The sequence below is a fragment of the Dyella acidiphila genome (genome assembly GCF_014863405.1).
Lineage (GTDB): Bacteria > Pseudomonadota > Gammaproteobacteria > Xanthomonadales > Rhodanobacteraceae > Dyella_B > Dyella_B acidiphila.
This window is the reverse complement of the sequence record NZ_JACZZA010000014.1, coordinates 66,349-90,917: the sequence shown is the minus strand read 5'-3', so window position 1 is coordinate 90,917 and position 24,569 is coordinate 66,349. Positions and strand designations below refer to the sequence as shown.

22 protein-coding genes and 2 tRNA genes are annotated in these 24,569 nt (G+C 59.8%); 14 read left to right on the top strand and 10 right to left on the bottom strand.

The window, feature by feature from the left end; all coding sequences use genetic code 11:
• The first annotated feature begins 63 nt into the window (after window positions 1-63).
• Window positions 64-148, top strand: a tRNA-Leu gene (locus IGX34_RS19390).
• Window positions 149-481: 333 nt separating this feature from the next.
• On the top strand, window positions 482-694 hold the full coding sequence (locus IGX34_RS19385) for a cold-shock protein (protein ID WP_192557394.1): 213 nt from the start codon (window positions 482-484) through the stop codon (window positions 692-694).
• A 108-nt stretch (window positions 695-802) separates the two neighbouring features.
• Here the strand turns inward: IGX34_RS19385 and IGX34_RS19380 are convergent, their stop codons facing one another.
• The 4 genes from IGX34_RS19380 to IGX34_RS19365 all read right to left on the bottom strand — a co-directional run bounded on the left by IGX34_RS19380 (window position 803) and on the right by IGX34_RS19365 (window position 7,379).
• Entirely contained in the window at window positions 803-952 is a 150-nt protein-coding gene (locus tag IGX34_RS19380; RefSeq protein WP_192557393.1) for a hypothetical protein, read from the bottom strand.
• A gap of 205 nt (window positions 953-1,157) precedes the next feature.
• Entirely contained in the window at window positions 1,158-1,397 is a 240-nt protein-coding gene (locus IGX34_RS19375) for a hypothetical protein (protein WP_192557392.1), read from the bottom strand.
• A 577-nt stretch (window positions 1,398-1,974) separates the two neighbouring features.
• Window positions 1,975-4,641, bottom strand: coding sequence for a TonB-dependent receptor (locus tag IGX34_RS19370; protein WP_225737622.1), 2,667 nt, complete (start codon window positions 4,639-4,641; stop codon window positions 1,975-1,977).
• Window positions 4,642-5,429: 788 nt separating this feature from the next.
• Window positions 5,430-7,379 carry an SUMF1/EgtB/PvdO family nonheme iron enzyme gene (locus tag IGX34_RS19365; RefSeq protein ID WP_192557390.1) on the bottom strand — a complete coding sequence of 650 codons (1,950 nt, stop codon included), beginning with the start codon at window positions 7,377-7,379 and terminating at the stop codon, window positions 5,430-5,432.
• 106 nt (window positions 7,380-7,485) lie between these two features.
• On the opposite strand from IGX34_RS19365, the gene rnd reads away from it, so the two are divergent.
• The 3 genes from rnd (at window position 7,486) to IGX34_RS19350 (ending at window position 9,327) form a co-directional block, all read left to right on the top strand.
• Window positions 7,486-8,601 (top strand): ribonuclease D, encoded by a 1,116-nt coding sequence (rnd, locus tag IGX34_RS19360; protein ID WP_192557389.1) that lies wholly within the window; start codon window positions 7,486-7,488, stop codon window positions 8,599-8,601.
• Window positions 8,602-8,662: 61 nt separating this feature from the next.
• Window positions 8,663-8,738 (top strand) — tRNA-Ala (locus tag IGX34_RS19355).
• Window positions 8,739-8,877: 139 nt separating this feature from the next.
• Window positions 8,878-9,327, top strand: coding sequence for a hypothetical protein (locus tag IGX34_RS19350; protein ID WP_192557388.1), 450 nt, complete (start codon window positions 8,878-8,880; stop codon window positions 9,325-9,327).
• A gap of 398 nt (window positions 9,328-9,725) precedes the next feature.
• On the opposite strand, the gene IGX34_RS19345 is transcribed toward IGX34_RS19350, so the two are convergent.
• The 3 genes from IGX34_RS19345 to IGX34_RS19335 all read right to left on the bottom strand — a co-directional run bounded on the left by IGX34_RS19345 (window position 9,726) and on the right by IGX34_RS19335 (window position 11,939).
• Window positions 9,726-10,094, bottom strand: a complete 369-nt coding sequence (locus IGX34_RS19345) for a DoxX family protein (protein ID WP_192557387.1) — start codon at window positions 10,092-10,094, stop codon at window positions 9,726-9,728.
• A 508-nt stretch (window positions 10,095-10,602) separates the two neighbouring features.
• Window positions 10,603-11,217, bottom strand: a complete 615-nt coding sequence (locus IGX34_RS19340) for a hypothetical protein (protein ID WP_192557386.1) — start codon at window positions 11,215-11,217, stop codon at window positions 10,603-10,605.
• A 119-nt stretch (window positions 11,218-11,336) separates the two neighbouring features.
• Window positions 11,337-11,939: a pentapeptide repeat-containing protein gene (locus IGX34_RS19335; RefSeq protein ID WP_192557385.1), complete on the bottom strand. Its 603-nt coding sequence runs from the start codon at window positions 11,937-11,939 to the stop codon at window positions 11,337-11,339.
• A gap of 334 nt (window positions 11,940-12,273) precedes the next feature.
• On the opposite strand from IGX34_RS19335, the gene IGX34_RS19330 reads away from it, so the two are divergent.
• Window positions 12,274-13,470 (top strand): carboxylate--amine ligase, encoded by a 1,197-nt coding sequence (locus IGX34_RS19330; protein ID WP_192557384.1) that lies wholly within the window; start codon window positions 12,274-12,276, stop codon window positions 13,468-13,470.
• A 120-nt stretch (window positions 13,471-13,590) separates the two neighbouring features.
• Here IGX34_RS19330 and IGX34_RS19325 read toward each other — a convergent pair whose 3' ends face one another.
• Complete coding sequence (locus IGX34_RS19325; protein ID WP_192557383.1) at window positions 13,591-14,154, bottom strand: DUF8082 domain-containing protein; 564 nt, start codon at window positions 14,152-14,154, stop codon at window positions 13,591-13,593.
• A gap of 45 nt (window positions 14,155-14,199) precedes the next feature.
• Window positions 14,200-15,327, bottom strand: a complete 1,128-nt coding sequence (locus IGX34_RS19320; protein WP_192557382.1) for a Cache 3/Cache 2 fusion domain-containing protein — start codon at window positions 15,325-15,327, stop codon at window positions 14,200-14,202.
• A 551-nt stretch (window positions 15,328-15,878) separates the two neighbouring features.
• Between IGX34_RS19320 and IGX34_RS19315 the strand changes: the two genes are divergently transcribed.
• The 8 genes from IGX34_RS19315 (at window position 15,879) to IGX34_RS19285 (ending at window position 22,814) form a co-directional block, all read left to right on the top strand.
• Window positions 15,879-16,460: a TetR/AcrR family transcriptional regulator gene (locus tag IGX34_RS19315; protein WP_192557381.1), complete on the top strand. Its 582-nt coding sequence runs from the start codon at window positions 15,879-15,881 to the stop codon at window positions 16,458-16,460.
• Complete coding sequence (locus IGX34_RS22215) at window positions 16,444-16,740, top strand: hypothetical protein (RefSeq protein WP_225737621.1); 297 nt, start codon at window positions 16,444-16,446, stop codon at window positions 16,738-16,740. Before IGX34_RS19315 ends, IGX34_RS22215 begins: the two co-directional genes overlap by 17 nt.
• Complete coding sequence (locus IGX34_RS19310; protein WP_338015512.1) at window positions 16,728-17,915, top strand: nitrilase-related carbon-nitrogen hydrolase; 1,188 nt, start codon at window positions 16,728-16,730, stop codon at window positions 17,913-17,915. Before IGX34_RS22215 ends, IGX34_RS19310 begins: the two co-directional genes overlap by 13 nt.
• Window positions 17,916-18,644: 729 nt before the next feature.
• Entirely contained in the window at window positions 18,645-20,237 is a 1,593-nt protein-coding gene (locus tag IGX34_RS19305; RefSeq protein ID WP_192557380.1) for a glycosyl hydrolase family 79 C-terminal domain-containing protein, read from the top strand.
• A 145-nt stretch (window positions 20,238-20,382) separates the two neighbouring features.
• On the top strand, window positions 20,383-21,216 hold the full coding sequence (locus IGX34_RS19300) for an SAM-dependent methyltransferase (RefSeq protein WP_192557379.1): 834 nt from the start codon (window positions 20,383-20,385) through the stop codon (window positions 21,214-21,216).
• 53 nt (window positions 21,217-21,269) lie between these two features.
• Window positions 21,270-21,521, top strand: coding sequence for a hypothetical protein (locus IGX34_RS19295; RefSeq protein ID WP_192557378.1), 252 nt, complete (start codon window positions 21,270-21,272; stop codon window positions 21,519-21,521).
• A gap of 71 nt (window positions 21,522-21,592) precedes the next feature.
• Window positions 21,593-21,820 (top strand): hypothetical protein, encoded by a 228-nt coding sequence (locus IGX34_RS19290; protein ID WP_192557377.1) that lies wholly within the window; start codon window positions 21,593-21,595, stop codon window positions 21,818-21,820.
• Window positions 21,821-22,343: 523 nt separating this feature from the next.
• Window positions 22,344-22,814: a hypothetical protein gene (locus tag IGX34_RS19285; RefSeq protein ID WP_192557376.1), complete on the top strand. Its 471-nt coding sequence runs from the start codon at window positions 22,344-22,346 to the stop codon at window positions 22,812-22,814.
• 29 nt (window positions 22,815-22,843) lie between these two features.
• On the opposite strand, the gene IGX34_RS19280 is transcribed toward IGX34_RS19285, so the two are convergent.
• On the bottom strand, window positions 22,844-24,397 hold the full coding sequence (locus IGX34_RS19280) for an MASE1 domain-containing protein (protein WP_192557375.1): 1,554 nt from the start codon (window positions 24,395-24,397) through the stop codon (window positions 22,844-22,846).
• Between the last annotated feature and the right edge of the window lie 172 nt (window positions 24,398-24,569).

Genomic DNA, 24,569 nt, shown 5'->3' with positions numbered 1-24,569 from the left:
ACAAGGTATCGGATGATCCTTACTCTACGCGGCTCGCACAGACCGAAAGTCGAAGCGGCACCTGCCCAGGTGGCGGAATTGGTAGACGCACTAGTTTCAGGTACTAGCGGGTAAAACCGTGGAGGTTCGAGTCCTCTCCTGGGCACCAAATATCGAAGAACCAAGGCACCGCAAAGGCCTTGGTTTTTTAGCTTCTGGGGTTTGCATGACCCGCGCATCCACCCACACGATTTCATCGATCGCTGTGGCCGTTGATGACGCCGGGCATTGCTACCAAAGCCGCATTTTGGGCAGTAGCCGCACATTTGCTATTTGCCATTTGAGCCGACGGCCTATATTGTGCGCGGGCTGAGTTTCGAGGGCCGCCGTGATTTGCCGCCCGATGCTGTAGATGCAGGCTTCACTACACCGTTGTACACGCCTCCTCCTTGCGACCAGCCTATCCGCCGTTACCCGGCTTTACTCGTTACAAGGAAAAATTATGTCCCAGCAAGAAACCGGCACCGTAAAGTGGTTCAACGACGCCAAGGGCTTCGGCTTCATCAGCCGCGACCAGGGTGGCGATGATCTGTTCGTCCATTTCCGTGAGATCCAGTCCCAGGGCTTCAAGAGCCTGACCGAGGGCCAGAAGGTCTCCTTCAACGTGACGCAGGGCCAGAAGGGTCTGCAGGCTTCGCAGGTCCAGGTGATCTGAAGCAGCACGTGCAAGTCAAAAACAAGAAGCCCGGCTTTATGCCGGGCTTCTTGTTTATGGGGCAACGCATTTCGCCGGCAACCCGCGTATCTCCAAGATGCCGGCCGATCATGCATCCTTGCCGGGCGGTGTAACCGTCCCAGGATCATTCTTTGAGACGTCGCGTGCCGCGACTTTCTTGGCCTGTTTCGTATCCTGCTTTTTCTTCTTCGCGATTTCGCGCTGGCGCTTCTCAAAAGAGTAGTTGACCTTCGGCAAGATGGCGCTCCTGTATGCAGTGGTGGGAAGTGTTTGTCGACACCATCATGGGAGTGATCATCCAGCACTGCAAGCGTGTAGTGGTGAACGGCAGATCCACTGGCGCCTGATGGCTGTGCCGATACGCTCCCTCCCCTGCTCGGCAGGGGAGGGTTGGGTGGAGTTGCACGCGCTTGCCTCAAGCCACCCACCAGACGGCAAGCAGCTAGCCCTTCCGCTCCCCGAGATAATGGCTCAACGACTCCAATGAGGCGTGCATCCATTCCAGTTGCCGCGCATTGAACGGCATCGGCACGGTGCGCTCCATGTGTGGATGCTGTTGCTCGAAATTCCGATACGCCTGCAAAGCGTCCTCCAGTACCGCCATACCCAGTGCAATGCCCTCACCGGGCTTGAAAGAGAATGTCGTAGGGCGCACTCGCCCGTCATGAGCCTGCTTGGTCATGATTTATATCCTTGGCTTGGTTTTAGTTAGTAAAACGCTAGAAAAACGTACCGCCTGGCCACCATGCCTCCGCCCCATGGAGGGAGGCAGACAGTGTGGAAGGCCTGGAGACGGACGACTTCACGGAGCAGCCATGGGCTGCATAGGTGCACCGGCGCTAGGTAGCAACAAAGACGTAGCGCTGCGTGGTGGTGGACTTTCGAAAATGGGACCGTTGCGATCCGAAGGGCAAACACGTGCCGTATGATCAATGGTAGCCATGATCAACTCCTACTTAGTTGGTGGTGGTCAGCGGGTCGTGCGAGTTGCTGCTCTCACGATCCGCGCTTCGCTCTCACATCGCTGCAAGAGTCATCGACGCCGGGCGTAAAAGGTGGCGTCGATGACGGTACCAACGTTAGCAAATATGCGGGTACACAAACCCCATTCGAAATCCGGTTGATGTGTAGGCATTGGCGTACAAAGGCATCAGGCGATGCCGCCGAAAGCGCCGGTTATCCCAACAGCACCCCGCAAAAAAAACGCCCCAGCAAGCGGCTGGGGCGACGGGGGAACGCCAACGTCGGCGTGCGGTAACTTAGAGCTTGAAGTTGAGGCTCAACATATAGGTGCGGCCGTTCTTGTAGGAGTTGAGCGGAATGTTCGGGTTGTCGTCGTAGGCGTAATAGGTTTCGTTGAGCAGGTTGGTGGCTTCCAGCGATACCTGCAGATGGTTGTTGATCTGGTAGCCCACCGACGCATCCAGTTCGGTGTAGGCATCGGCCATCTGCTTGGCGCCGATCGAGCCGATCTGGGTGAAATACGCCGAGCGCCAGCCGAGGTTGACGCGCGTGGTCCACGCCCCGCTCTCGTAATACGGGGTGATGTTGTAGGAATCGCGCGAGTTGTACGGCAGGTTGTAGCTGTTGGTGGTGGTGGCGTCGGAATAGGTGTAGTTGGCGTATACGCCGAAGCCGTAGCCGATATCGCCCTGGTAGGTCACCGACACGCCCTTCACCTTGGCGTCGGAGGCATTGATCGGCACGGTGGTCTGGTAGATGTCGGTCTGGTGCAGGGTGAAGTTGTACAGCGGCTCCAGCACCGTGGTGGAAAGGATGTACTGGGAGATGTTGCGATAGAAGAATTCCGCCGACACGATGCTCTTGGGCGTGAAGTACCACTCCAGCGAAGCGTCGTAGTTGGTGGACTTGTACGGCTTCAGATCCGGGTTGCCGCCGGAGGCCGTCAGCGAAATATCCTGGGTGGCCACGTACGGCGTCATGTCCTGGAAGCGCGGGCGGGCAATCACTTTCGCGGCAGCCAGGCGCAGCAGCAGGTCATCGGTGAGGTTGTAGGCGAAGTTGGCCGAGGGCAGCACGTCGCCGTAACCGTGCACCTTGGTCAGCGGCGCATACGTATCGTTGCCGGCGTAGGTGTAGCCATCCACTGCATCGCGCGTGTACACGTAGCGCACGCCGATATTGCCGCGGTAGTCGTTGCCGGAGAAATTGCCCTGCAGGTAGCCGGAGCGCGTGTGCTCACCGATGTGATAGCTGCCCGACTGCACCAGGCTCAGCTGGTTGGCGCCCGGCAGATTGTTGATGTAGCTGGTGATGGCGCCCTGGTCCACGGTGATCCAGTTGCGCATGGTGTCGGTGGCAGGCAGACCGCTGAGGTAATTGCCGGGCGTGTTCACGCCGGCAAACTGCGCCAGCGTGAGCTGGTTGGCGGGATCCGGATCCTGCACCGGCGGCAGCGTGGCGTTGTAGTCGTTCTGGCCGTTCAAGTGATTGGTGGCCTTGATGCCGGCCTGCAACTGGGTAAACGGCCCGAGGTTGATGTCGTGGCTGAAGTCGAACTGGAAGTAGCGCTCGCTATCGTAGGACGGCGCGTAGTTGAGACCGGTGGCATCCAGGTTCGCTGCGGAGGCATCGGTGCCAGGCACGCCGTAGTTGATCAGCGGATTGTGGCCGTCCATCGACCAGTTGTAGGGCCCCAGGGTCTTGAACGACAGCAGGTAGATGCCGTCGGAACCGCCCATGGAACGCGTGTAGCCGACCTGGCTGGAAGCGTCCCAGCCTTCGCCGTACCAATCCGCGCGCAGGTTGTAGCTGCTGGTCTTGATCTTGCTGTCGCGGTAGTAGGCATCCAGATGCGTGGGCGCGTTGGCGTTGTACGAGCCGCTGGTGGCGCTGCTATTGGTGGGGCCGATGCCGAGTGCATCCTGCGCGTTGTCGCCCCAGTAGGCGTAGCGGCTCTGGTTGAAGTTGGAAAGATTGTCGACCGTGTACAGGCCGGTGAAATTCAGGTCGAAGCCCTTGGTCGGCTTCCACTCCAGCGCCACCTGGCCGCCATCGCGCTTGCGCTGCTGCTGGAACCACGCGGTGTTCATGGAGGTGGGATAGCTGCCGTGCGCATTCGGCGGCACGATGCTGGGCGAGAAATAGTGATCGCCGCCGGGCTGTGTCTGCGAGTCGGTAGGATCGTTGAATTTCTGGTAGCCGAAAATTTCGGTGCCGTAGCGGTCGACGATGCGGTCGTCGTGCATCAAGGTGCCGAGCACGCCGAAGGTGTCGTCGCTGTTCTTCCAGCTATACAGCACGGAAGCATTCGGCTTGCCCTGCTCCGCATTGCTGTTGTAGCCGTAGCTGACGGTGCCGGTCAGCGTATTGGCCTTCAGGTCGAGCGGACGGCGCGTGTTGACGATCACGGTGCCCCCGATGCTGCCTTCGTCGATGCGCGCCTGCGGGGTTTTGTACACCTCCGCGGTGCCGATGATTTCCGGCGACAGCATGGTGTAGTCGAACGAGCGGCTGTCGGGGTTGTCCGGATCGCCGGCCCAGTTGGTGGAGGCCAGCGTCTGGCCGTTGAGCAGCAGGCGATTGAGCGCCGGATCGGTGCCGAGAATGCTCACCCGCTCGCCTTCGCCGAAGGTGCGATCCACGGTAATGCCGGGCAGATGCGAGAGCGATTCGGCCACGTTGTTGTCGGGGAACTTGCCCACGTCTTCGGCCGTGATGGCATCGACGATGGAATCGGCATTGCGCTTGATGTCGAGCGATTTCTGCAGACTCGCGCGGTAGCCGGTAACGGTTACTGCAGAAAGCGTCTGGGTGTCTTTGGCGTTTTGCGGCTTCGCGCCGGACTGTGGCTGGTCCGTCGGCGAGGAAGAGGTCTGCGAGGTATTGGTGTCCTGGGCCTGGGCCTGGACGCTGAACATCAGCGTTGCAGCGATGGCTGCCGAAAGCACTGCCTTGCGGTACATGATTCTCCCCATTTGTTCTTTTGGCGGCGCAGGGCCGGCGCCACAGCAGGCGCAAAAGCCCTCTCATGAGCCGTGTTTTGCACAGCCCTGCTATTGGTGTTGCAAGGGTTTTCCTGTCGCTGGCGGCGCCCCTCTTCACGCATTGCCAGCTGACTTTTTATCCATGCCTTTGCGGCTCGTGGGCGGCCGCATAAATGGCGCTGGATAAGCGCTCGACTTGATATATCCGCTAGCTCAAGTCGGGTTATTGGTAAGCCAGGAAAGCGGGGCTGTCAACAAAATTTCTATCGATCTAAATTTCACATTCGGCATGCTAAGCCCATGACTTTCATGGAATAGATAGTTATCGCCATGCTGCAGGGCAAAAGATTTACGTGATTAAATTTGGATCGATTCAATAATCGTCGAAATTTCTTGAGTGTTGCGGCGCGGGATTGGCTTTTCTAAATGCGCGGGGCAATGGGGTATTAGGCAAATGGCATGTGGCGCGTTCCGCGGCATGGGGACTTCACCCCACCCCAACCCTCCCCTACTTCGACGCCAAGCTAGTCCCGTGGGACACGTAGGGAGGGAGTGCATTGCGCAAATGTGGGAATACCGCAACTCGCCGACACAGCTCCCTCCCCTGCTTTGCAGGGGAGGGTCGGGGTTGCACGCGCTTGCCTCAAAACCCAAAGGCAACGCGCGGACCGCGTAGGTTGGGTTAGCACCGCGTAACCCAACGATGTCGCTACGAAGATGGATCGTTGGGTTACGCGGTGCTAACCCAACCTACGTCAGCTGCATGCTTAAAGTTCGCGCAAGATGCGGAAACCCACGCGCCCACTGCGAATGCTCGCATCCGCTCCCTGCCGATACGCCGAATTCGCCTGCTCGGGCGAACTGCCCCACGAGCCGCCGCGCACCACATGCACCGAGCAGCCGGGATTCACCCACGCACTGCCATCCACCGGCGCACGCACGTAGTTGTCGTGCCAGCAATCGGTCATCCATTCGGAAACGTTGCCGTCCATATCGAACAGGCCGAACGCATTCGGCGCAAAGCTCATCACCGGCGCCGGGCCCCAATAACCATCGTTATAGCCCTGGAAAGCATGGCTCCAGCGGCGCCCGCTCGGCGAGCGGTCGAACGAACCGGTGAGGTTCTCCACCTTGCTCTTGGGCGTGCCGCTGCCCCACCAATAACGCGTGGTGCTACCGGCGCGCAGCGCGTATTCGAATTCCGCTTCGCTCGGCAGCCGGTATTTTTTGCCGGTGCGCTGGCTCAGCCACTGCACATAGGCATTGGCATCGTTCCAGGAAATATTCACCACCGGCAGATTGCTGGCAGCGGTGTGGCCGGCGTAATCGTCCTGCCAGTTAGCGCTGGCATCATCGCGCATCACGCCGGTGCGCTCGTCGTACACGCTGGCGCCGCCGGCAGTGATGGATTCGGGCTTGTAGCCGCTGGCACGCACAAATTCGCGGAACTGCGCCACGGTGACATCCGTTTGCGAGAGCGCGTAACCCTTGCTGAGCGTGACCTGATGCTGCGGCATCTGGTTATCCGCGCGGCCCGATTCGTTATCCGGCGCACCCATCATGAAATCGCCGGTGGGTACCACCAGCATGGTGGGCGACTGGCCGTTCATATCCACAAAGTGATCGGTAAACACCTGGCCCGGCTTGTAGTTGGCATACAGGCGCGCGTTGGTGAGTTGTTCTTCGAATTCGGCAATGCCGGCCAGCTGCGGACTGATCGCCTGCGCCTGCCCGGCCAATTGCTTGGCCAGCGCGATATTGCCGGCATCCAGCGCCGAGCGCGCTTGCGCCAGCACACCGGTGGCGCGTTGCTGGCGGATGTTGTCGACCTGACTGCGCACATCCTGCAATTGCGGCGAATCGGCGCGGATCGCCTGCGCTTCGGTAATAGCCGCTTCGGCGCCGGCAAAATCGTTCTGCGCCACGGCGGCCAGCGCGCGATCGAGCACCACGTGCTGTACCTGCAGAATGCCTTGATCGGCCACGGCGTTTTCCGGATCCAGCTGCAGCACTTGGCGATACAGATCCAGCGCATCGTTGCCATCGGGCTGGTCGGCCTTGCCCTGCTGCAGCAAACCGGCGGCCTTGGCCAGCATCGGGCGCACCGTCACCAGCGTCTTCATGCTCGCTTCCAGCGGCGCGACATCGTTGGCGGTGTTGGGAATGGCCTTGAGCTGATCCAGCAGGGCGGCAGCCGATTGGGAATCGCCAATGGCGATGTCCTGGGTGACTTCGGCAATTAGATGTGTGCGCACTTGATCCAGGCCCTGCACCGCCGCGCGGCTGTCGGGCTTGAGCTTGATGGCTTCCTCATACAAGGCCGCCGCGCTGTTCTTGTCGCCGGCCACCTGCCCGGCCAGGAATGCCTTGCCGGCGCGCTCGATCAGCGCACGCACGGGCGGCGGATCGGCGGTGAGCTGTTCCGGCAGCGGCGCGTTGGTGCGTTTGAGGCGCGCGGCGATCACCGCGGTAGGCGCCAGCGTAAGCGGCGGCCCGGCGTTGATTTCCTCCTGCGGCGAAGGCGGCACATTGGCAGCCCGCACCGGCGCGGGCCGCGAAAAGCCGCCGGCTACCGGGGATGGCGGATTGGCCACTTCTTCCGGGCTGACGTGGAAGATCTCCGGAAAAAAGTGGTACGTAAGCCCGAACGCCAGCACGAGCACGCCGAGCGCTCCACCGAATGCGCGCTGACGTTGGACGGTTTCCTTGCTCGGCATGGTGGGCGTTCCGGGGCTGGCCTGCTATGGTTCGCCGCTTACCATATGGCACCCATGATGACGGGGCAATCGCGGATCGCGCGCCCGTTCATCCCGAGGAAATCGCATGCCCCTGCCCGTAGAGCCGCCCCAGGCCGACTGGATCGATCAACACAGCCAGCTTGAGCAATGGCTAGCCCCGCTTGCCTCCGGCGATGTACTGGCGCTGGACACGGAGTTCATGCGCCGCAATACGTTCTATCCGCAATTGGCGCTGCTGCAATTGGGCCTGCACGAACGCTATGCGCTGGTGGACCCGCTCGCCTTCGACATCGAGCGCGCCCTGCAGCCGCTGGAAAACCCCAACGTCATCACCGTGATGCACAGCGCCAGCGAAGACCTGGAAACGCTGGCCCCCTGGCTGCCGGAAGGCCCGCGCGTGCTGTTCGACACGCAGATTGCCGCAGCCTTTGTGGGCATGGGCCTGGGAATCAGCTATCGCGGCCTGGTGGCGGAATTCACTGGGGTAGAGCTGGACAAGGGCGAAACGCGCTCCGACTGGATGCAGCGCCCGCTCACCGGCTCGCAGCAAACCTACGCCACGCTGGACGTGGTCTATCTGCAGACCATCCATCAAAGGCTGTCCGAACGCCTGGCCCAGTGCGAGCGCAGCGCATGGCATGCGGAAGACTGCGAACGACTCAAACGCAAAAGCTGCCAGCGCCACGGCGATACACAACCGCAGCTGGCCCTGCGCAGCGCCGCCGAGTGGCCGCCGGAAAAGCAGGCCCTGCTGCGCCGCATCCTGCTATGGCGCGATGCCGCCGCACGCCGCCTCGACCGCCCGCGCCCCTGGCTGCTGGAAGATTCCCTCATCCTCAGCCTGGCGCAGCAACCGCCCAGGCATCAGGACGAACTGGACCAGCGCAGCAGCGGCCAACGCGCCCTGCGCTCGCCGCAACGCGCCGAGTTGTTCGAATTGCTGGCGCCGCCGGTCAGCAGCGAAGAACTCGCCGCCACCAGCGCGATCCCGCCGTTTCCGCAAGGCCAGGCCAAGCAGGCGCTCAGCGGCATGAAGGAGCTGATCGACCGCCTCGCCACCGAACTGGATCTGCCCCCCGGCCTGCTCTGCTCGCGCAAGGTGCTGGAGGAATACGTGGTGACGCGCACCTGGCCGGAGGTGCTGGAAGGCTGGCGGCACGCGATTCTGCACGACCGGCTCAGCGCCCTGCTGCCCGGCTGAGGGCCGGCAACAAGGGGCTTGGCGCCCCCGCGGCTCCGCTGCTACCATGTGCAGCTCGCGTGGGGCGGTAGCTCAGCTGGGAGAGCGTCGCGTTCGCAATGCGAAGGTCGGGAGTTCGATCCTCCTCCGCTCCACCAATTCATTCCAGACCAGAAGCCCCGGAAACAACCTGTTTCCGGGGCTTTTTATTGCCGGCTACCGCGCGCAGCGCGGAGCAGATCTCAATGTGTGCGACCGGCGGATGCTCTAATCGCGCGCCGATTGTCAGATGCACCGATGGACACCATGCCACCTATCACTTCCAGCCATTCCACTGGCCGCACGCTTGCCGTGGGGATCCGAGCAAAGATTTGCATCACCGCCTCGCTGCTTGCTATCAGCGCCGTCGCCCTAAGTGCTCCCCGCCCGCCGAGCAATTTCTTCGGCGGCGTGCTCCATGCACGGGGGCCGCATGGGGTCTACACCGAAATCCGGTTCGAACCGCATCGCCTGGTAGCGCAAGTGCATGAGCCGCATATGTGCGTGCTGCATGCGCACCTGGTGCACGGCGATCCGCACGCCAGCCGCTATGCGATCGAGCCGCCGCAGGGTGGGCGCTTTTGCGATGAGCTGGTCGACGGGGAAATTGTGATCAGGCCGCATTCGCCGAATGAAGTGAGTGCGGAATTCCGGTCGATGCGCATGGATTGGTCGGGGGAATTTCGTCGGCGTCCGCCTGGGCACTGAACGAAATCGAGCGCAGATAATTAAAGCTTTTAATGATCTGCGTCCTGATTTTTTGGCTGACTTTCCAAATGACCTGGCTGTCGTTCCCGCGAAAGCGGGAATCCATCTTCGCTCTTGCACCGGAGCACAGGGATTCCCGCTTTCGCGGGAATGACGGCATCATGGAATCCGCCTGCATAAACGAAAATTCGAGCGGTCTGGGACGGAGCTGCTTAAAGCTACTGACCAGCTGTAGATTACGGTGACCGCTGAACAGGGTTCCGGCACGGTCTGAACAATGCGCTGGTGTCGATCACCTTGCTGCCGCCCCCCAATCAGACCATCCGGCCGCCCGCCGTTTCACGTTTGGCTCAACTGGGACACGACGCTCGGACTGACTTGGTCTGGTACGGGGCGTGTCACGCGGCTCGTTGTCGTAATGAAAGCCATACGAGCAACGCAGCCAGCACGGTCATCACAAGCGGAAACGCAGGATTGAACAGTGCCTTGGCGTAACACAGGTAAGTTCCAAGTCCGACGGTGCATGTGATGATGCACGCGCCCACGGGTGTCCAGCGCGGCCATAAAATGAGAAGCGCACCGACCGCGTCGAAAAATCCCGAAACGTAACGAAACCACTGTCCCCAGCCGATGGCATCAAAGAATGGGACCGTGCCCATGCTGCCGGTGAGTTTTTCGATGCCAATCACAAGAAACGTCACGCCCAAAATCACTCGGAGAATCCACGTCACCACGCGCTGTGCTTTGCGATTCGGTCGAGGAGTCATTGTCGTCCCTTATCCATAGAACACGCTTGGCTTTATCATAGGCGCAATCCCCGGTGGCTTTATATCAGGTCGGAAAAATAGAGCCATGATCCGTCGCACACCGTCGAATGGACGCCATCGCGGGAGTAAGGGCAGTAAGGTTCTCGACGATTTCATAGACGTATTCCGTCATTGGCCTTGCGCAAGCCGGCGTAGAAGCTGAGCGAACGCGGCCCTGGCTAACGAGATCTAAACATACGTGCGCCTCTTGCAGCTTCGTGACCGACAGTCGCACTAATTCTGCGTTCTCAAAGCGTACCTGTATTGCACGAAGCATGCCGCGCGTTAACTGGCTTCCTCGGCTGCAACACTACGTTTTAGCTCTTGAACAATAGCGTCGAGTGGTACACCCCGCTTTCGTAGACGGTGAAAACGTCCTCTTTGGGTCGGAAGCCGACGCGCTGGTCAGGACAACCAAATGACCGCGTCGTAATCGAAATCGGCGTTCTGGCAGAGTGCTCTCCTTTCTCTATTCTCTTGACCCGCGAACCACCAAAAAGCACGTGTTGTGATTCCTGTATGTCACCGACGTGTCCTTTTCATGGTCATGATGAACGATCAACGAAGTTTCTGTATATCCGGAGTCCTTGCCTGGAAATCCTATTGAGCCGTTGTCTGCGGGGATCGCTTGAACACGAGAAGTCCGAGGAATACTTCCAACTTCGTTTGCCAATAGAGCCTCACTTGGACAGAAGCCGTGTTTTATCTCAACTCGAAGTTCCAGCACGAATGTATCTGCGGTATCTGGCAACCACGAGATAACCACATGGGTAATATTCAAAGAAGAGTGAGGTGGATCGTATACCGCGTAGAACCTAGGCCATTCAGCATGAATCAGTGGTCCATACCAGGTCAGTGCGCCAGGTTTATCGCGATAGGGCGCTATTTCGGGAAGCTTCAGCTGAGCCGCGACAGCCATGACGTCAACTTGGTCGTTGGTCCGCGCAAGGCTCGCAATGCCCGCAGCAATGCCATAGCCGGGCGCTGCAGGTGAAATATTATTTTCGGGTGCTGACGTTGCAGACATACACGCTAAAAGGCCATATCCAGCAACAATAGAGGCAACGAGTCGGGGACGATTCACGGGTTCTCCAAAGAACATCTCCAAAAGAGCTGGATGTAGTTAACTAGTCCGTCTTTGGTCCGCTCCGGGTCGAAAGCGAACCTAACACTGCGGGTGACAACGTTTAGCGGGAAACGATATTAGTCGACCAGCACAATATCCAGGCCGTAAAGCAATCCAATGGCCTCGGACCGTGTGAATGTCGCATCTTTGATGACGTTTTCGCGTATGTCGATGGCGTAACCCGTGGCCTCACTGAAATCGGCTTTCGCCAACATCGTCCTGCCAAACAAGGATTCGGTGAAAACGGAATAGACGAAACTGGCTTTTGTAAAGTCGGCCTCCCTTAGGTCCGCGCCGACGACGCGACACTCTTCCATGATCAACTCTGGGAGCGATAGCCCGAAAAAATTGCAGTAGTCCAACAGCGATTTCTTGAAAGTCAATTTCCCTGGTGAGGCATAGCGAGGCCAATCAGCCTTGGTCCAGTCCACGCCCAATAGCTTGCATTCCTCGAACACGGCGCCGACAAATTTTGTGTTCAACAGCTTGGCATTGCTCAAATCGCACGATAGGAATTCGCAATTTACGAACTTGCATTGCTTGAGCGTCGCCGTGTTGAACGAACACCTCGTAAAAGAACACTCTTCGAAGGTCTTCTTTTCCCATGTCGCATCGGCCATATCCAAGTCCGAAAAGCTTTCTTCGAAGAACTCGCTGCGTTCAAGCCTTTGCTCATTCATAACGTCCCTTCGCATCTCCATCGGCGCCATTGAGCCGAGCTACTGACGATCGTACGGGCGAAATGCCCGCTTGGGGCAAAAGCGGCCTTCGCCCAAGGGCAGTGCGTCATTAACCAAGGGCGCACACGCCGGATGAACGCACCTACTTTTCCGCAGCATGTGCGTCAGCCTGGAGACAGTTTCCGATCAGTTAGCGACAATGAAAAACACCGGCTCGCACCGTCGCTGCACGCAAGTTCTTACTCGTTGCAGAAGCCTCCTCACGCGGTGCTAGCATGAGTCGTCGATCACGGTTGTGACGGCTATCTGGTAACAACGTATACCGGAGCGTGCCATGGGGGAGAAGGGGGATCCGCGCGTGCCGGCGATCGTCTTGGGCCGTGGCCCGACCGCGCTGGGCATTTTGCGTTGTCTAACGATGGCCGGCATCCCGGCTTATGTCGCCTGCCCTGCTTCCGATCACGTCACCCACTCGCGTTGGTATCGGCCCACACCTGGGCAGAATGCGTGGGATGGTTCACTCGGGCCGCATACCCATGAACTGCTGCGCCAGATGCCGTTGCAAAAAGCGGTCGTGATTGCCGGTGCCGACGACGCCGCACTGTGGCTGACAGACCTTCCGAATACCGACCTGGCGTCGCGCTATTTTCTCAGCACGAGCTCACGCGAGACGCAGGAAATTCTGCAGGATAAGTCGCGCTTTTCCGCATTCCTGCAAAGCGTGCATGTTCCGCACCCCCGCACTTTTCGCATCGAATGCGACGCCGATATCGAAGCGATACCCTTCGACGATCTCGACCGCGTTTTCATCAAACCGGTGAACTCGCAAAAATTCAGCGACGTCACCGGCGTAAAAGGCATTTGGGTCACGCGCAAAGCCGAACTGCACGATGCATGGCGTCCCCTGCACGAGCAGGGCTTTCGCCTGATGGCACAGGAATACGTACCCGGCACACCGTCGGATCATTATTTCGTCGACGGATTTATCGATGGAAGCGGCGAAATGGCCGGCCTGTTTGCGCGCCAACGCATTCGCATTTCACCGCCGGATTTCGGCAACAGTTCGTACTGCCGCAGCATTCCGCTCGAACAGCTGCAAACACCGATCGACGATGTCACGCGACTGTTGACGAAGCTGAACTATCGCGGCATTTTCAGCGCGGAGTTCAAACGCGATAAGCGCGATGGCGTTTACCGCATTCTTGAGGTCAATACGCGCGCCTGGACCTACGTGGAGTTTGCCGCACGTTGCGGCGTCAACGTTTGCGAAATGGCTTATCAGGACGCGCTCGGCTTACCGGTGCATCGCGCGGCGGTCGACTACAAGGTAGGCGCCGGCTGCGTCGATTTCTATCGAGATTTCAACACCGTTCGCGTGCAAAGCGTGCAAGCACGCGGACCGCTTCCTAACATTCTGCTGCAGTGGATGGGAGCGCATTTTCACTCCTTCCGTTTGAACGATCCAAAGCCGGGCCTGCACTTTGCCACGCAGATTTTGACGCGGCGACGGAACGGCCGCACGTCAGGCTAATCGCCTCATTCGGGCATAAAGTTCAAGCATGGTTCGCTCCAACGTCGCCGATCCGCCACTATCAGCGCCCTGCCGAAATTGGCCCTGATACAAGCAGAAGCCGGATGCTGATGAATGAGCCTACTTCGCCGCCAGCGCAGCCCGCGCCTCCGCCAGAAATTGCTTGAACTCATCCGGCGTGGCCAGGTTTTTGCCGATCTCCTGCAGCACTTCTTCCAGATCGGATGCGCTGGAAAATGCTTCGTCGCAAATCAGCGCGGCAATCGGGCCAAGGAAACCCAAGGCGACTTTTTCAATCACCTTGCGCTGCGCCAAAGGATCGGCGTTCGGTGAAACACTGCGGCTTTGATCAGGCGCGGCTTGCCTCTGGGCGCCAGCATGGCTTTCAAAACCGCCAAGCAACCACTGCAACGCCGTTTCGCTCAGCAGCGTCTTCCCAGCTCCTTCTCCGACGGCGCTGGGCTGAAAACTGGCGCGGGCGGTGGATACATTAGCCAGCTGCCTGACTGCGTCGTCGTTGCGATAGCGGCTGAAGGTAACTTCGTCGATGCGGCCGTTGCGCAACAGAACAGTGGACGACTGGTTACCCTCGGTCGCGATAAAAAAGTAGCCCGAGGCCTTCTTTTGCGCGAGCTTCTGCAGCTCGCGCAGCACCTCGATCAACGGGCGAAAATTATTGACCATGTCGATTTCCAGCCTGGTTCTGCCACCGCATCAAGAACGCATCACTCAGCGCTTGCTCAACCGATCCATCGCCAGCCGGACACTGTTTGAAAGGCGGGCAATGGCCTTGGCCAAGGTGCCGATCTCGTCCTTGAGCGCAACCTCTGCAATGACGTTATCGAACTTGCCCATGCTCAAGGCGTCGGCCACTTGGGTCAGGTTCTGAATCGGGCGCAGCACGCGGTTCTGGATCAGCAGGTACTGCACGCCTAGCACCAGCACGCACATCAGCAGGCCGACCAGGCCGATCCATACGGTCTGCTGCACGATCAGTTGGTCGATATCGCTATTGGGATAGGCTGCCACCAGCGTAAAGCCCCAGTTGGGGACGTTGTATTTTTCAACCGTCCAATCGGTCGGCTGTTGCTGGATGATTTTGCTTATGAAGGAAGCGTCGGCGGCGGCCGCGGTATTGGAGTGGAAACGCGGCACGTCCTTGCTATCGAGCAACGCGATAAAGCCGGATCCGAGCACGCGGCTATTGCTGATGACCTTGTTCAAGACATCCAGGTCGGTTTTGTAGCCCACGTACCAGATACCGATGGGCCGGGGATCGCCATGGTCGTAGATGGGCTCATACCCGGTCACGTAGGGATTGCCCAGAATATCGACCACTCCATAAAACGACCTGCCCTGGCGGATTTCCCCGATGACCGGCCCCTTGGGGTCGAGCATGGTGCCCACGGCACGGGTGCCGTCGGCTTTCTTTACATTGGTGGAAATGCGGACGTAGTCGTCGCCAGTCTTGGTGAAGAGCGTGGCAGTACCACCCATCACTGCCGTAACGCTATCCACCAGCTGGAACACGTTGGCTTGCGATTTGCCGCCGAGCAGCAGGTCGTTGGCCTGGCGTCCCGCCACCGTCACCGGCTGGCCCGCGCTGGCCACACCCTGTTCATCGCCTTCCTGGCGCAGCAGCAGCATGGAGCTTCGCACCCGGTCCAGCATGATCGAATGGGTAACGTCGAGCAGGCTTTGCAGCGCACTGACCTGACCGTCGATCGACGCCCTGGCTTCGTTGCGCACGCGAGCGGCCTCGACGTAGGCGAGCGTGATGGCGGTTGCAATCACCGCCGCCAGACCCAGCGCAAGCACCGGCAGCAGCAGGCGCGCCCTCAATGAATTTCCGAACATTTGATCTTTCCCCTGACGGCGCGTGCCGGGCGAACATGTCCCGAGCGACCGCTTAGCAACTTTAATGACAAGTTATGTGACGCAATATTTCAATAAATCTAGCTTGTTTCGTGCAGATCATCCAACGCGGATTATTTGGTTTTCGCTGAAACTATTTTGTGCCGATCGGCAACTGCAATATTGGCAGTTATCAAATGGACGGCCGAATCCAGGCCGTCGACCAGTCCCGATGCAAGCAGCGCAGTCGGCATGACCGACTTCGGTGGCGCGGATCGTCCAGTACTGGTTCGGCGCCGGAAACAAAGAATCGGACGGCAAGCAGCCAGCAGGTAAAACAGGCATGTTCCCCGGGCCAAGCACTCCCGGTAAAAACTAGCGACCGCCCATGTCAGTCTCGTGACTTTCGGCCAAAAACAAGGCTTGGCGGCGATTCTTGTGAACGGGTTCGTCGCCCCCTTCCATCGGCGCCGGGACCGACCATCCCCGGCCTGCCTTCCCGGGGGATCATCCCGCACTTGTGGTCAGGCCCATTTCATGTATACAGTGTATACATGACAAGCTCCCCCACCGCCGTCAAGGTCGCCACCGCCGCCCGCGAGCTGCTGGAACAGGAGGGTTTCGAGGCCGTGAGCATGCGCCGCGTGGCCGGCATGGTCGGCATTACGCCGATGGCGATCTATCGCCATTACCCGGATCGGGAAGCGCTGTTGAATGCGATGACCGATGCGGGCTTCGAGGAACTGGCTGCGTCACTGAAACGGCGTCGGTTCCGCGGCAGCCTGGAAGCACGCCTGCTGCATATGGCGAATGTTTATCTCGATCACGCGCTGCAAAATCCCCGGCTATTTGAATTGATGTTCCTGCGCAAGCGCGAAGGTGCGCGGGTGTATCCGCAGGACTTCAAGGCACGCCAGTCGCCCACCGCGAATCAGATGGCTGATCTGGTCGAGGAAGGCATGGCCAGTGGCGAACTACGCCAGGACGACTTGTGGGAAGTGGTGTTCGAGATGGGTGCTTTATCACATGGGCTGATCATGCTTTACCTCGGCGGGCGCATGGCGCTCTCGCCCGATCAGTTCCGCGCTTACTACCAACGATCATTCCGGAGATACATCCATGGCATCCTGGCTTGATTCCAGAGGCGTCGGCGCCAGTGCGGCGGCGATTGTGCTCAGTGCATTGCTGTTGTGGTGGGGCACCGGCCTGGAGCCGCTGTGGCCGCTGCTGTGGCTGGCGCCCATTCCGGTGCTGCTGGTCGCCACGCGGGCCTCGGTCGGCCGCACGGCCATCGTCGCATTCGCTGCATGGTTTATCGGCACGCTCAATATATGGCACTACCTGCACGGGCTGATCGAGGTGCCTGCTGGCGGTTTGCTGATCAGCTTTGCCGCCATGGCGGGGTGTTCACTGTAGCCGTGCTGCTGTTCCGGGCCTTATTGCGTCGCGGCGCCCATGTAAGCGCGCTATTGGCGTTGCCGGCGACATGGGTATCGTTCGAATACATCGCCAATCTCACCAGCTCCTCAGGCACGGCCGTCAGCCTCGCGTATTCGCAGCTTCGCTTTCTGCCATTCCTGCAACTGGCGGCGCTGACCGGTCCGTGGGGCATGAGTTTTCTGTTGCTCCTGTTTCCGGCAACCGTGGCGATCGGCATCGCGCTATATCGTGGCGCACCCCGGCATGCCATCCGACTGATCGGGGTGAACCTGGCCGTGCTTGCCGCCGTGCTGATTTTTGGCGCCGTGCGCCTGGCCACGCCGGTCGGCGGCCAGTTGCTGAAGGTTGGACTGGTGGCGTCGGATGCGCCCGGCAACGACGACGTAGCGGCAAAAGGCGCGCCCACCGCGGCACTGCTCCAGACTTATGCCGATGCAGCGACCAAGCTTGCGAGCCAGGGTGCCGAGGCCGTGGTGATTCCCGAGAAGATCGGCACCCTGGTCGATGGCGAGTCGCCGGCATCGGACGCGACCCTGCAGAGCATGGCGGACCGCAGCGGCGTAACCCTGGTGGCGGGCGCGGACCATATGGCAGCGGACGCCGAATACAACGCCGCCCGCGTATACGTCCCGCATGCAGCAGCACTGGAATACCACAAGGAGCACATGCTGCCGCCGTTCGAACTGAAGTTCACGCCCGGCAAAACGTTGACCCTGCTGTCGCGTCCGAGCGGCACATGGGGTGTCGCCATCTGCAAGGACATGGATTTCACCGGCTTGTCGCAACGCTATGGCCATGCCGGTGCCGGACTTATGCTGGTACCGGCCTGGGATTTCGATGTGGACTGGATCTTCCACGGCCATATCGCCCTGATGCGCGGCGTGGAGAACGGCTTCAGCATTGTTCGCGCGGCCAAGAACGGCAGCCTCTATGTAAGCGACAACCGCGGGCGGGTGCTGGCTGAAGTACGCACCAACACCGCACCGTTCGCTACGTTGCTGGCCGACGTACCCGTTGCGCATGCGACCACGCTCTACCAGCTTCTTGGCAACTGGTTCGCGTGGGTCGCATGCGCACTGCTGTTGTGGGTAATCATGCAGTGGCTGCGGCTGCGCAAGCGGCCGCTCGATGAGCTAGCCAGGCCCACCTGATCCAGGCGCTGTCATAGCTGCCTGGAAGCAATCTGCGATCAGTCGGCGAAACATTGATGGCCGTGCGGGCCCGGATGCGTGCCAGGCGGACATACCAGGCCGGTCCTGGCATCCTCGACGCAGCCGCTCAAGGCGGCGAGCATCAGGGCACAAAGAATAAGCAGAATGCCGTGTTTCATGTTTTTCATAGCAGGACGCCCCTCTAGCGTTTGATGATCCACTGACTTGCCTACGTTGGAAAATCATGACCGTGGACTTGCCGTGATCTCCTCGTCGCCGTAGCCCGCGACATATCTACAAAACGCAAGCAGTCCATCTGCGCTGACCGAGCACGCCTCGCTGTGTGGGATGCGGTTCAGCAAACTGCCATACCTAACGCACGCTGAGCGTGCGCTCTGTGCGATGGTCAACATCACTGCTTTCCGCTCCGTTGTTCTCGATAACGTTGTCGCTGGCGTCTGAAAGATGGCCTACAACTTCAGTGGGCATGCTTGAGACGCCACCTCATTGCGTGCGGAGTGGAAGCCGCCCAAACGTCAGCCTGGCGTAATGCCATATGCCATCGCCGCAGGACGCGCCGACCTGTACTCCTGCCCAGCATGCACCCTCGTCCCAGCGACAATCGGGACCCAGTGCCTGCTGTGCAGAAAGACGCTGGATCCCGGCTTTCGCTGGGATGACGGGCAATAAGGCACTCAGCAACAGAGCGCACTTCAAAAAGGACGAACCATGCTCAAGGCCACCCGCTCCGCTCTTTTCATCGTCCTGCTTTGCGCCGGCACCATGGCCGAGTCCCGGGCGCAATCCGACATCAATCCGCCACAAGCTTCCAACCTGTTGGCCACGGTCAAGATCGATCCGAATGCCGCGCAGAAATCGATAGCCCCCTCGTTCCTGGGGCTATCGATGGTCCTCAGCGAAACACGCTATACGATCGGCACCAGCAGTTCATCCAACCCTTATTTCCAGCAGTTGCTGCAGAATCTGCTCGCGCACGGCAACGGTCCGATGGAGATCAGGGTGCTGAGCGACAAGGCTTTCAGCCCAACCACCGTCTCGGACGATCTCCCTGCACTGTCGAATCTTTATCGGGACATGCAGACCACGGGGCATGCCGTGAAGTATTTCGTCGGCGTGGATTTTTCCGGCAATTCCGACACCAACGACAACGAAGACGGCGCGGCTGCCAGCGAAGCGGAAACCATTCATCGCATCCTGCCGGACGGCAGCTTGCTGAGCTACGAGATCGGCAACGAACCGGATCTCTACAACACCAGCGGCATCCGCTCGGGCTACAACTACCCCAAATACAAGCACGAATACGAACAGACCGCCGCCGCAATCGAAGCGAAACACACGGGCGTGCCCATGGCGGCGCCCGTGTTCTCCGGCTACCCAGGCGGCTTCATGGACAATGTGGACGGCTTCATCCTTGCCGAGCATGCACACCTGGGCATGCTGGACCTGCATTACTACGGAGGCAGCCATTGCAACGGCAAAACCACGCCGTCGGATTACCTGCTCTCCAGCGAAGCCATCAATCACATCACCTCAACCGCGCGTCCCGACAATGTCGCCGGCTACATCCGCACCCTCAATCAGGTCGGCCGGGGCAATTTCCGCATCGGCGAAATGAATTCGATCGCCTGCGGGGGGCAGGATGGGGTGAGCAACACCTTCCAGTCCGCGCTGTGGTTCCTGGACGAGGCCATGAGCTATGCCAGCGCCGGAGTAAGCGGCGTCAATCTATTCACTATCCAGAATGCCAGCGCCTACTACAGCCCATTCCGCTTCAATCACACCGGCAACTTCCCCTCCAGCCACTACGGCATTGCCCAGATCAATCCCATCTATTACGGCATCCTGGCAGCGGCGGACATGTTGCAGTCCAAAGCGGCGATGCTTCCGCTGAAGCTCTCCACGCCGCTCAATATCAAGGCATACGCGACCAAGGACGAGCACGGCGTGGTGCGCGTGCTGCTGATCAACAAGGAGGAAACGGCATCGGGCGATGGCGATATTGCGCTGTATTTGCCTGGCCGCGACGATGCCGTCGTTTCGGCCTTGCGCGCCACCAACAACGATTACCGCGTCAGCGACTACACCCATTACACCACTCATGACGAAATCACGTTTGCAGGCCAGACCTTCAAAGTGACGGAGGGCCCGCAGGATGGGCACCTGCATGGCATCGCGGAACGCATTACGGTACGGCCCATCGACGGCCTGTACAGAATTCCACTTGCACACGCGAGTGCCGCTGTCGTGGAAATCCATCGCGACAACAGCCTTGGAGCGGAAGGTGAAAAGGCCGGCCAATGATGCGGCGGATCGCTGCAGCGCGAAACTTCTTGCGAAAGGATCGGCCCGCCCTTCGTTGTTCCTTTCGCGAGCATCCGTCTTGTCATGCCGGCACATTATTTTCGGCACAGTGACACCCAGCTCCGGCTTGCCATAGCATCCCCCAATGACCAACCTCCCTTTAGCTCCGAATGACACGCCTCGCGGCAGTCTGGCCTGTGTAGGCATGGGCATGACGCTGGGCTCCCATCTGACGCCGCTGGCACGCAGCCATATCGAACAAGCGGATGTGGTTTTCTCCGCACTGTCCGATGTGGCAGTGGAGAAATGGCTGGCGCGCATGAATCCGGATGTACGCAACCTGCGGCCCTATTACAAAGAGGGCAAGCCGCGTATCGAGACCTATCAGGAATGGGTCGACCTGATGTTGACTGAGGTGCGCGCCGGCAAACGTGTTTGCGCGGTGTTCTACGGTCATCCGGGGATTTTTGCGTGGTCGCCGCACAAGGCGATCGAAATCGCCCGCGCGGAAGGTTTCCAGGCGCATATGGAGCCAGGCATTTCCGCCGAGGATTGCCTCTACGCCGACCTGGGCATCGATCCCGGCAGCCACGGTTGCCAGCACTTCGAGGCCAGCCAGTTGCTTTTCAGCGAACGACGCATCGATCCTGCCGGCTATTTGGTGCTTTGGCAGGTCGCACCGCTGGGAAACTGGTCGGTGGGAGCGTTTCCGAAGGGCCCCGCGTATCGGCAAGTACTGGTGGATCTATTGAGCCAGGATTATCCGCTTGAGCACGAGATCATTATTTACCGCTGCGCGACGCTGCCGATCGAAAAGGCCAGCATTCGCCGCGCCGCGCTGCGCGATCTGCCGCACCTGCAGTTGGGTACTGAAGAAACCGTAGTACTGCCGCCATCCCAGCCCGTAAAACCGAATCTCGCCATACGCGCACGCCTGGCGGAATTGGACAAGCTGGAACAGGCAGACATTTCAGCGTAAGCAAGTCATCCCCTCCGTCGCTATTTGACGGCTACCGATAAAAGGAACATGGCATGTTGGACACGATCGAATGGCTGGAAACCATCGGCCAGAACGCAAGCTTGCGCCACGCCCCAGCCGAACAGCTTGTATCCACGCTGGATCAGGCCGGTGCTTCGGCCGCGCTTAAAGCCGCGGCCATGAGCGGCGACAAATCCAAGCTGTCCAGCGAATGGGGTGGTGGCGGCGACGGCGGCACCGGTGGCGGCGAAGGTCCGTTCGGGGTCGACCATAGCTCGCACTCCGCCTGGATTGATAACGATTGATGGAACCTGGCATTCGCTACTCCGCTTGCCGAGCAGGCGGCCGCACCACCCACCTCACACAGGGAATAAGCATGTTAGACACGATCGATTTGCTGGAAGCCATTGGCAAAGATGCTTCGCTGCGTCACGCATCCAGTGAGCAGCTTGCGCATACGCTGGAACAGGTCGGCGCTTCGACGGCACTGAAGGCCGCGGCGATGACGGGCGACAGATCCAAGCTGTCGGCCGATCTGGGCGGCGGCGATGGTCCGATTTTTGTCGACCATCATTCCAACGCGGTGTGGACCGAGCAGCATTGATCCTGCATCCATCCACGATGACTTTGCGCAGATCACTTGATCGGGCAAAGGACCATCAAACGCAATAACCGAGAGCAAGTTCCGGATATTGCGCCGACAAAGCTTCCCGCCATGGCCTGCTTACGCGGCCATGGCTTTTGTTTTTGAGGCATATGCCTGCGAAACGGCGCCTGCCGACTATCGCCGGCTGCGCATCGCAATATGATTATTCTGATCTGGCGTTTTTTCTTATTACCTAAAAAACCGTCGACAGACATCGATATCAATTAACGAATCAATTCATTCGCAAAACACAAAAATCACTCTCAGCCAAATGCCAGAATAACGGTAATCGTTTACTTCGAATAAATCGATCCAATTAACAGCATTTTTCACAGGCCCATCACACCCCTCTGTGGCCTGCTGAGCAGTGTCTCTTAGCTACCGCCCCGCACCCGCTGCGTGCGCAGCTCAGGAGCCGAATGGCCGTTGATGTTGGCGGCATCACTCACCATCCAAACCAGGGTATAGAGGGGAAAGATTTATGTTCAAGCTATCTCGTGCCGCGCTCGCCGTGCTTATGGCCATGGGAGCGACGGGAGTCGCCTTTGCCGGCAATCCGCCGAGCACGGGCTTGGGCCAGGCGTGGCCGAATGCCACCGACGTCAGCAGCAATCCGCACTGGCATGTGTATGTGTTCCAGTTGAACGGCATCAAGTACGTGCAGGTGAACGATCTCAACGGCAACGTGCTCGGCGCCATCGGCACGGCCGGCGGCCAGTTCATCACCTTGCCGATCGGCGAATCCGCGCAGCACGTGTCGACGTCGCCACAGACTGCATCGAGCAGCGCGCTGGCCAAGTCCGCTGGAACGGTGGTCTACCAGGATGGCGCCACGGTTATTACCGCCACGCCGCAGGCCGATGGCAGCACCCAGCTGAGTGCGCTCCCGATCAGTGAAGATACGACGTGCTCCGGCAATGACCCGGAGGAATGCAACAAGCACGGTTCCTGATGCGAACCTGAGCAGTGGCTGCCCGGCAATTAATCGTTGCTGGGCAGCACCGGATCGAACAGCAGCGCCGAGATGCGCCACCCGTCGGACCAGGCACGGGTGCGCGTACGCCCACCGAACAGCCCCGCCCTGTCCCTGATCGCCTGCAGGCCCAGGCCGCTGGTTGAGCGCGCGATGCGCGGCAGCAGATCGTCCCAGCGCGCCTGCTTCAGGCGAACCGGATCGGCATGGAAATGCACGCTCACGATCGCCCCCTGCCGGCCGCCGGCGTGGATGCCGCGAATGCGCAGCTGGATATCGCTGATGTCCTTGCGGGCGCAGGCTTCGGCCACGGCTTCCCAGACAATGCGGTAAATGGTCAGGCGCAGCGTGTAGGAAAGCTGGCTCAACGGGCCACGCAGATCGCAGGAATAGGTCAGTCCGCCCTCTTCGAGCAGGCCGGCCATGGTGCCGTCCTTGAGCGCATTGAGCAGGCCGCGATCACGCAATGCGCGCGGATACAGGCTGTCCGCCAGACGGTGCAATTGATCCTGCGCTACCCGCGCCTGGCGCTGATAACCGCGATCGTCCACCGCTGGCTGCAACTGCCGCAGCCGTCCCATGATGGTGGCGAAACCCATCTGCACGCTTTCCTGGATCTGCTCCACTGCGTGCGAGGTCATGCGCAGCTGCATTTCGCCGATATAGACGTTGCGCTGAGCCAGCGCATAGGCCATGCCGATGTCGTATTCCTCGCGCTTGGCGCGCCCATCCAGCGCCGTGATGCGCGCGCCCATCAGCAGCATGGTGGAGATGGCGAAGGCGAGCACCACTTCGGCCTGCAGCGTACTGGGATCGCGCAGCTCCGGCATCAGCAGCATCACCGCACCGCTGGCCAGCGTGCCGCCCACGGCGCCGCCTTTCGAACCATGTCGCAAGGCCAGCCACACCACCGGCAGGAACATCGCTACCTGCACCATCTGGCGCATTGGCGCATGCGGCGGCGTGTTGATGCCGAGCCAGAGCAGGAACGCGAATACCGGCAGCGCCAGCGCCGCCGTTTCAAAGAAAACCGAATTGTTGACGGCCCGGCGATACAGCACCCGCCAGCCGGCGCCACGTGACAGCTGGTGGATGAACAAGGCCAGCGGCGTCACCGTCAGCGCGCCCAGGTAGTTGCCGATCAGGTAGCGGGAAATCAATTCCAGATTGTGGATCTTGTAGCCCGGCGGAAGCTTCATCACGTAGAACAGCAGCATGCTGATCGACATCACGCATATCGACACCAGCAGCGCGCCACCCAGCAGCGCGCCCATGTCGACGGAATAGTCTTTGGCCACCGGGCGCAGGCGTTCACGTATCCAATACATGAGCGGCGCCACGTACAGGCTGGAAGGGATGGCATTGAGCACGGCCCAGGCCATGCCGTAGTCCGGGCCGCACTGGAAACTCAGTCCGATGAAATAACCCGACTCGCCCACGATCAGCGCCGGCCAATACGCATACGGGGCCAGCAAGAAGACGGTCAGGCGCAAGCCGGTGAGAACGTTCCACTGTGCGATCGAAATCTCGCGGAACAGGCCCACAGCGAGCCCATAGCCCACGGCAATCGCTAGATGTCGCGCCCATGGGCGCGCCCAAAGCCCCTTCCCCATTCGATTCACCCCGTGTAAGTGACGAAGTCCATTACATCGTATGCGTGTGGACGTCTAAACGGCGCGATGATTCGATTCCCGGCGTGAAACTGTAGTGAAGCGTGGAATGTCCTATTTTTCA

Bases quoted from the DNA above. Each gene is read 5' to 3' on its own strand.
- IGX34_RS19385 (WP_192557394.1), top strand. From the start codon at position 482: ATGTCCCAGCAAGAAACCGGCACCGTAAAGTGGTTCAACGACGCCAAG.
- IGX34_RS19375 (WP_192557392.1), bottom strand. From the start codon at position 1,397: ATGACCAAGCAGGCTCATGACGGGCGAGTGCGCCCTACGACATTCTCT.
- IGX34_RS19370 (WP_225737622.1), bottom strand. From the start codon at position 4,641: ATGTACCGCAAGGCAGTGCTTTCGGCAGCCATCGCTGCAACGCTGATG.
- IGX34_RS19365 (WP_192557390.1), bottom strand. From the start codon at position 7,379: ATGCCGAGCAAGGAAACCGTCCAACGTCAGCGCGCATTCGGTGGAGCG.
- rnd (WP_192557389.1), top strand. From the start codon at position 7,486: ATGCCCCTGCCCGTAGAGCCGCCCCAGGCCGACTGGATCGATCAACAC.
- IGX34_RS19350 (WP_192557388.1), top strand. From the start codon at position 8,878: ATGGACACCATGCCACCTATCACTTCCAGCCATTCCACTGGCCGCACG.
- IGX34_RS19345 (WP_192557387.1), bottom strand. From the start codon at position 10,094: ATGACTCCTCGACCGAATCGCAAAGCACAGCGCGTGGTGACGTGGATT.
- IGX34_RS19335 (WP_192557385.1), bottom strand. From the start codon at position 11,939: ATGAATGAGCAAAGGCTTGAACGCAGCGAGTTCTTCGAAGAAAGCTTT.
- IGX34_RS19330 (WP_192557384.1), top strand. From the start codon at position 12,274: ATGGGGGAGAAGGGGGATCCGCGCGTGCCGGCGATCGTCTTGGGCCGT.
- IGX34_RS19325 (WP_192557383.1), bottom strand. From the start codon at position 14,154: ATGGTCAATAATTTTCGCCCGTTGATCGAGGTGCTGCGCGAGCTGCAG.
- IGX34_RS19320 (WP_192557382.1), bottom strand. From the start codon at position 15,327: ATGTTCGGAAATTCATTGAGGGCGCGCCTGCTGCTGCCGGTGCTTGCG.
- IGX34_RS19315 (WP_192557381.1), top strand. From the start codon at position 15,879: ATGACAAGCTCCCCCACCGCCGTCAAGGTCGCCACCGCCGCCCGCGAG.
- IGX34_RS22215 (WP_225737621.1), top strand. From the start codon at position 16,444: ATGGCATCCTGGCTTGATTCCAGAGGCGTCGGCGCCAGTGCGGCGGCG.
- IGX34_RS19305 (WP_192557380.1), top strand. From the start codon at position 18,645: ATGCTCAAGGCCACCCGCTCCGCTCTTTTCATCGTCCTGCTTTGCGCC.
- IGX34_RS19300 (WP_192557379.1), top strand. From the start codon at position 20,383: ATGACCAACCTCCCTTTAGCTCCGAATGACACGCCTCGCGGCAGTCTG.
- IGX34_RS19295 (WP_192557378.1), top strand. From the start codon at position 21,270: ATGTTGGACACGATCGAATGGCTGGAAACCATCGGCCAGAACGCAAGC.
- IGX34_RS19290 (WP_192557377.1), top strand. From the start codon at position 21,593: ATGTTAGACACGATCGATTTGCTGGAAGCCATTGGCAAAGATGCTTCG.
- IGX34_RS19285 (WP_192557376.1), top strand. From the start codon at position 22,344: ATGTTCAAGCTATCTCGTGCCGCGCTCGCCGTGCTTATGGCCATGGGA.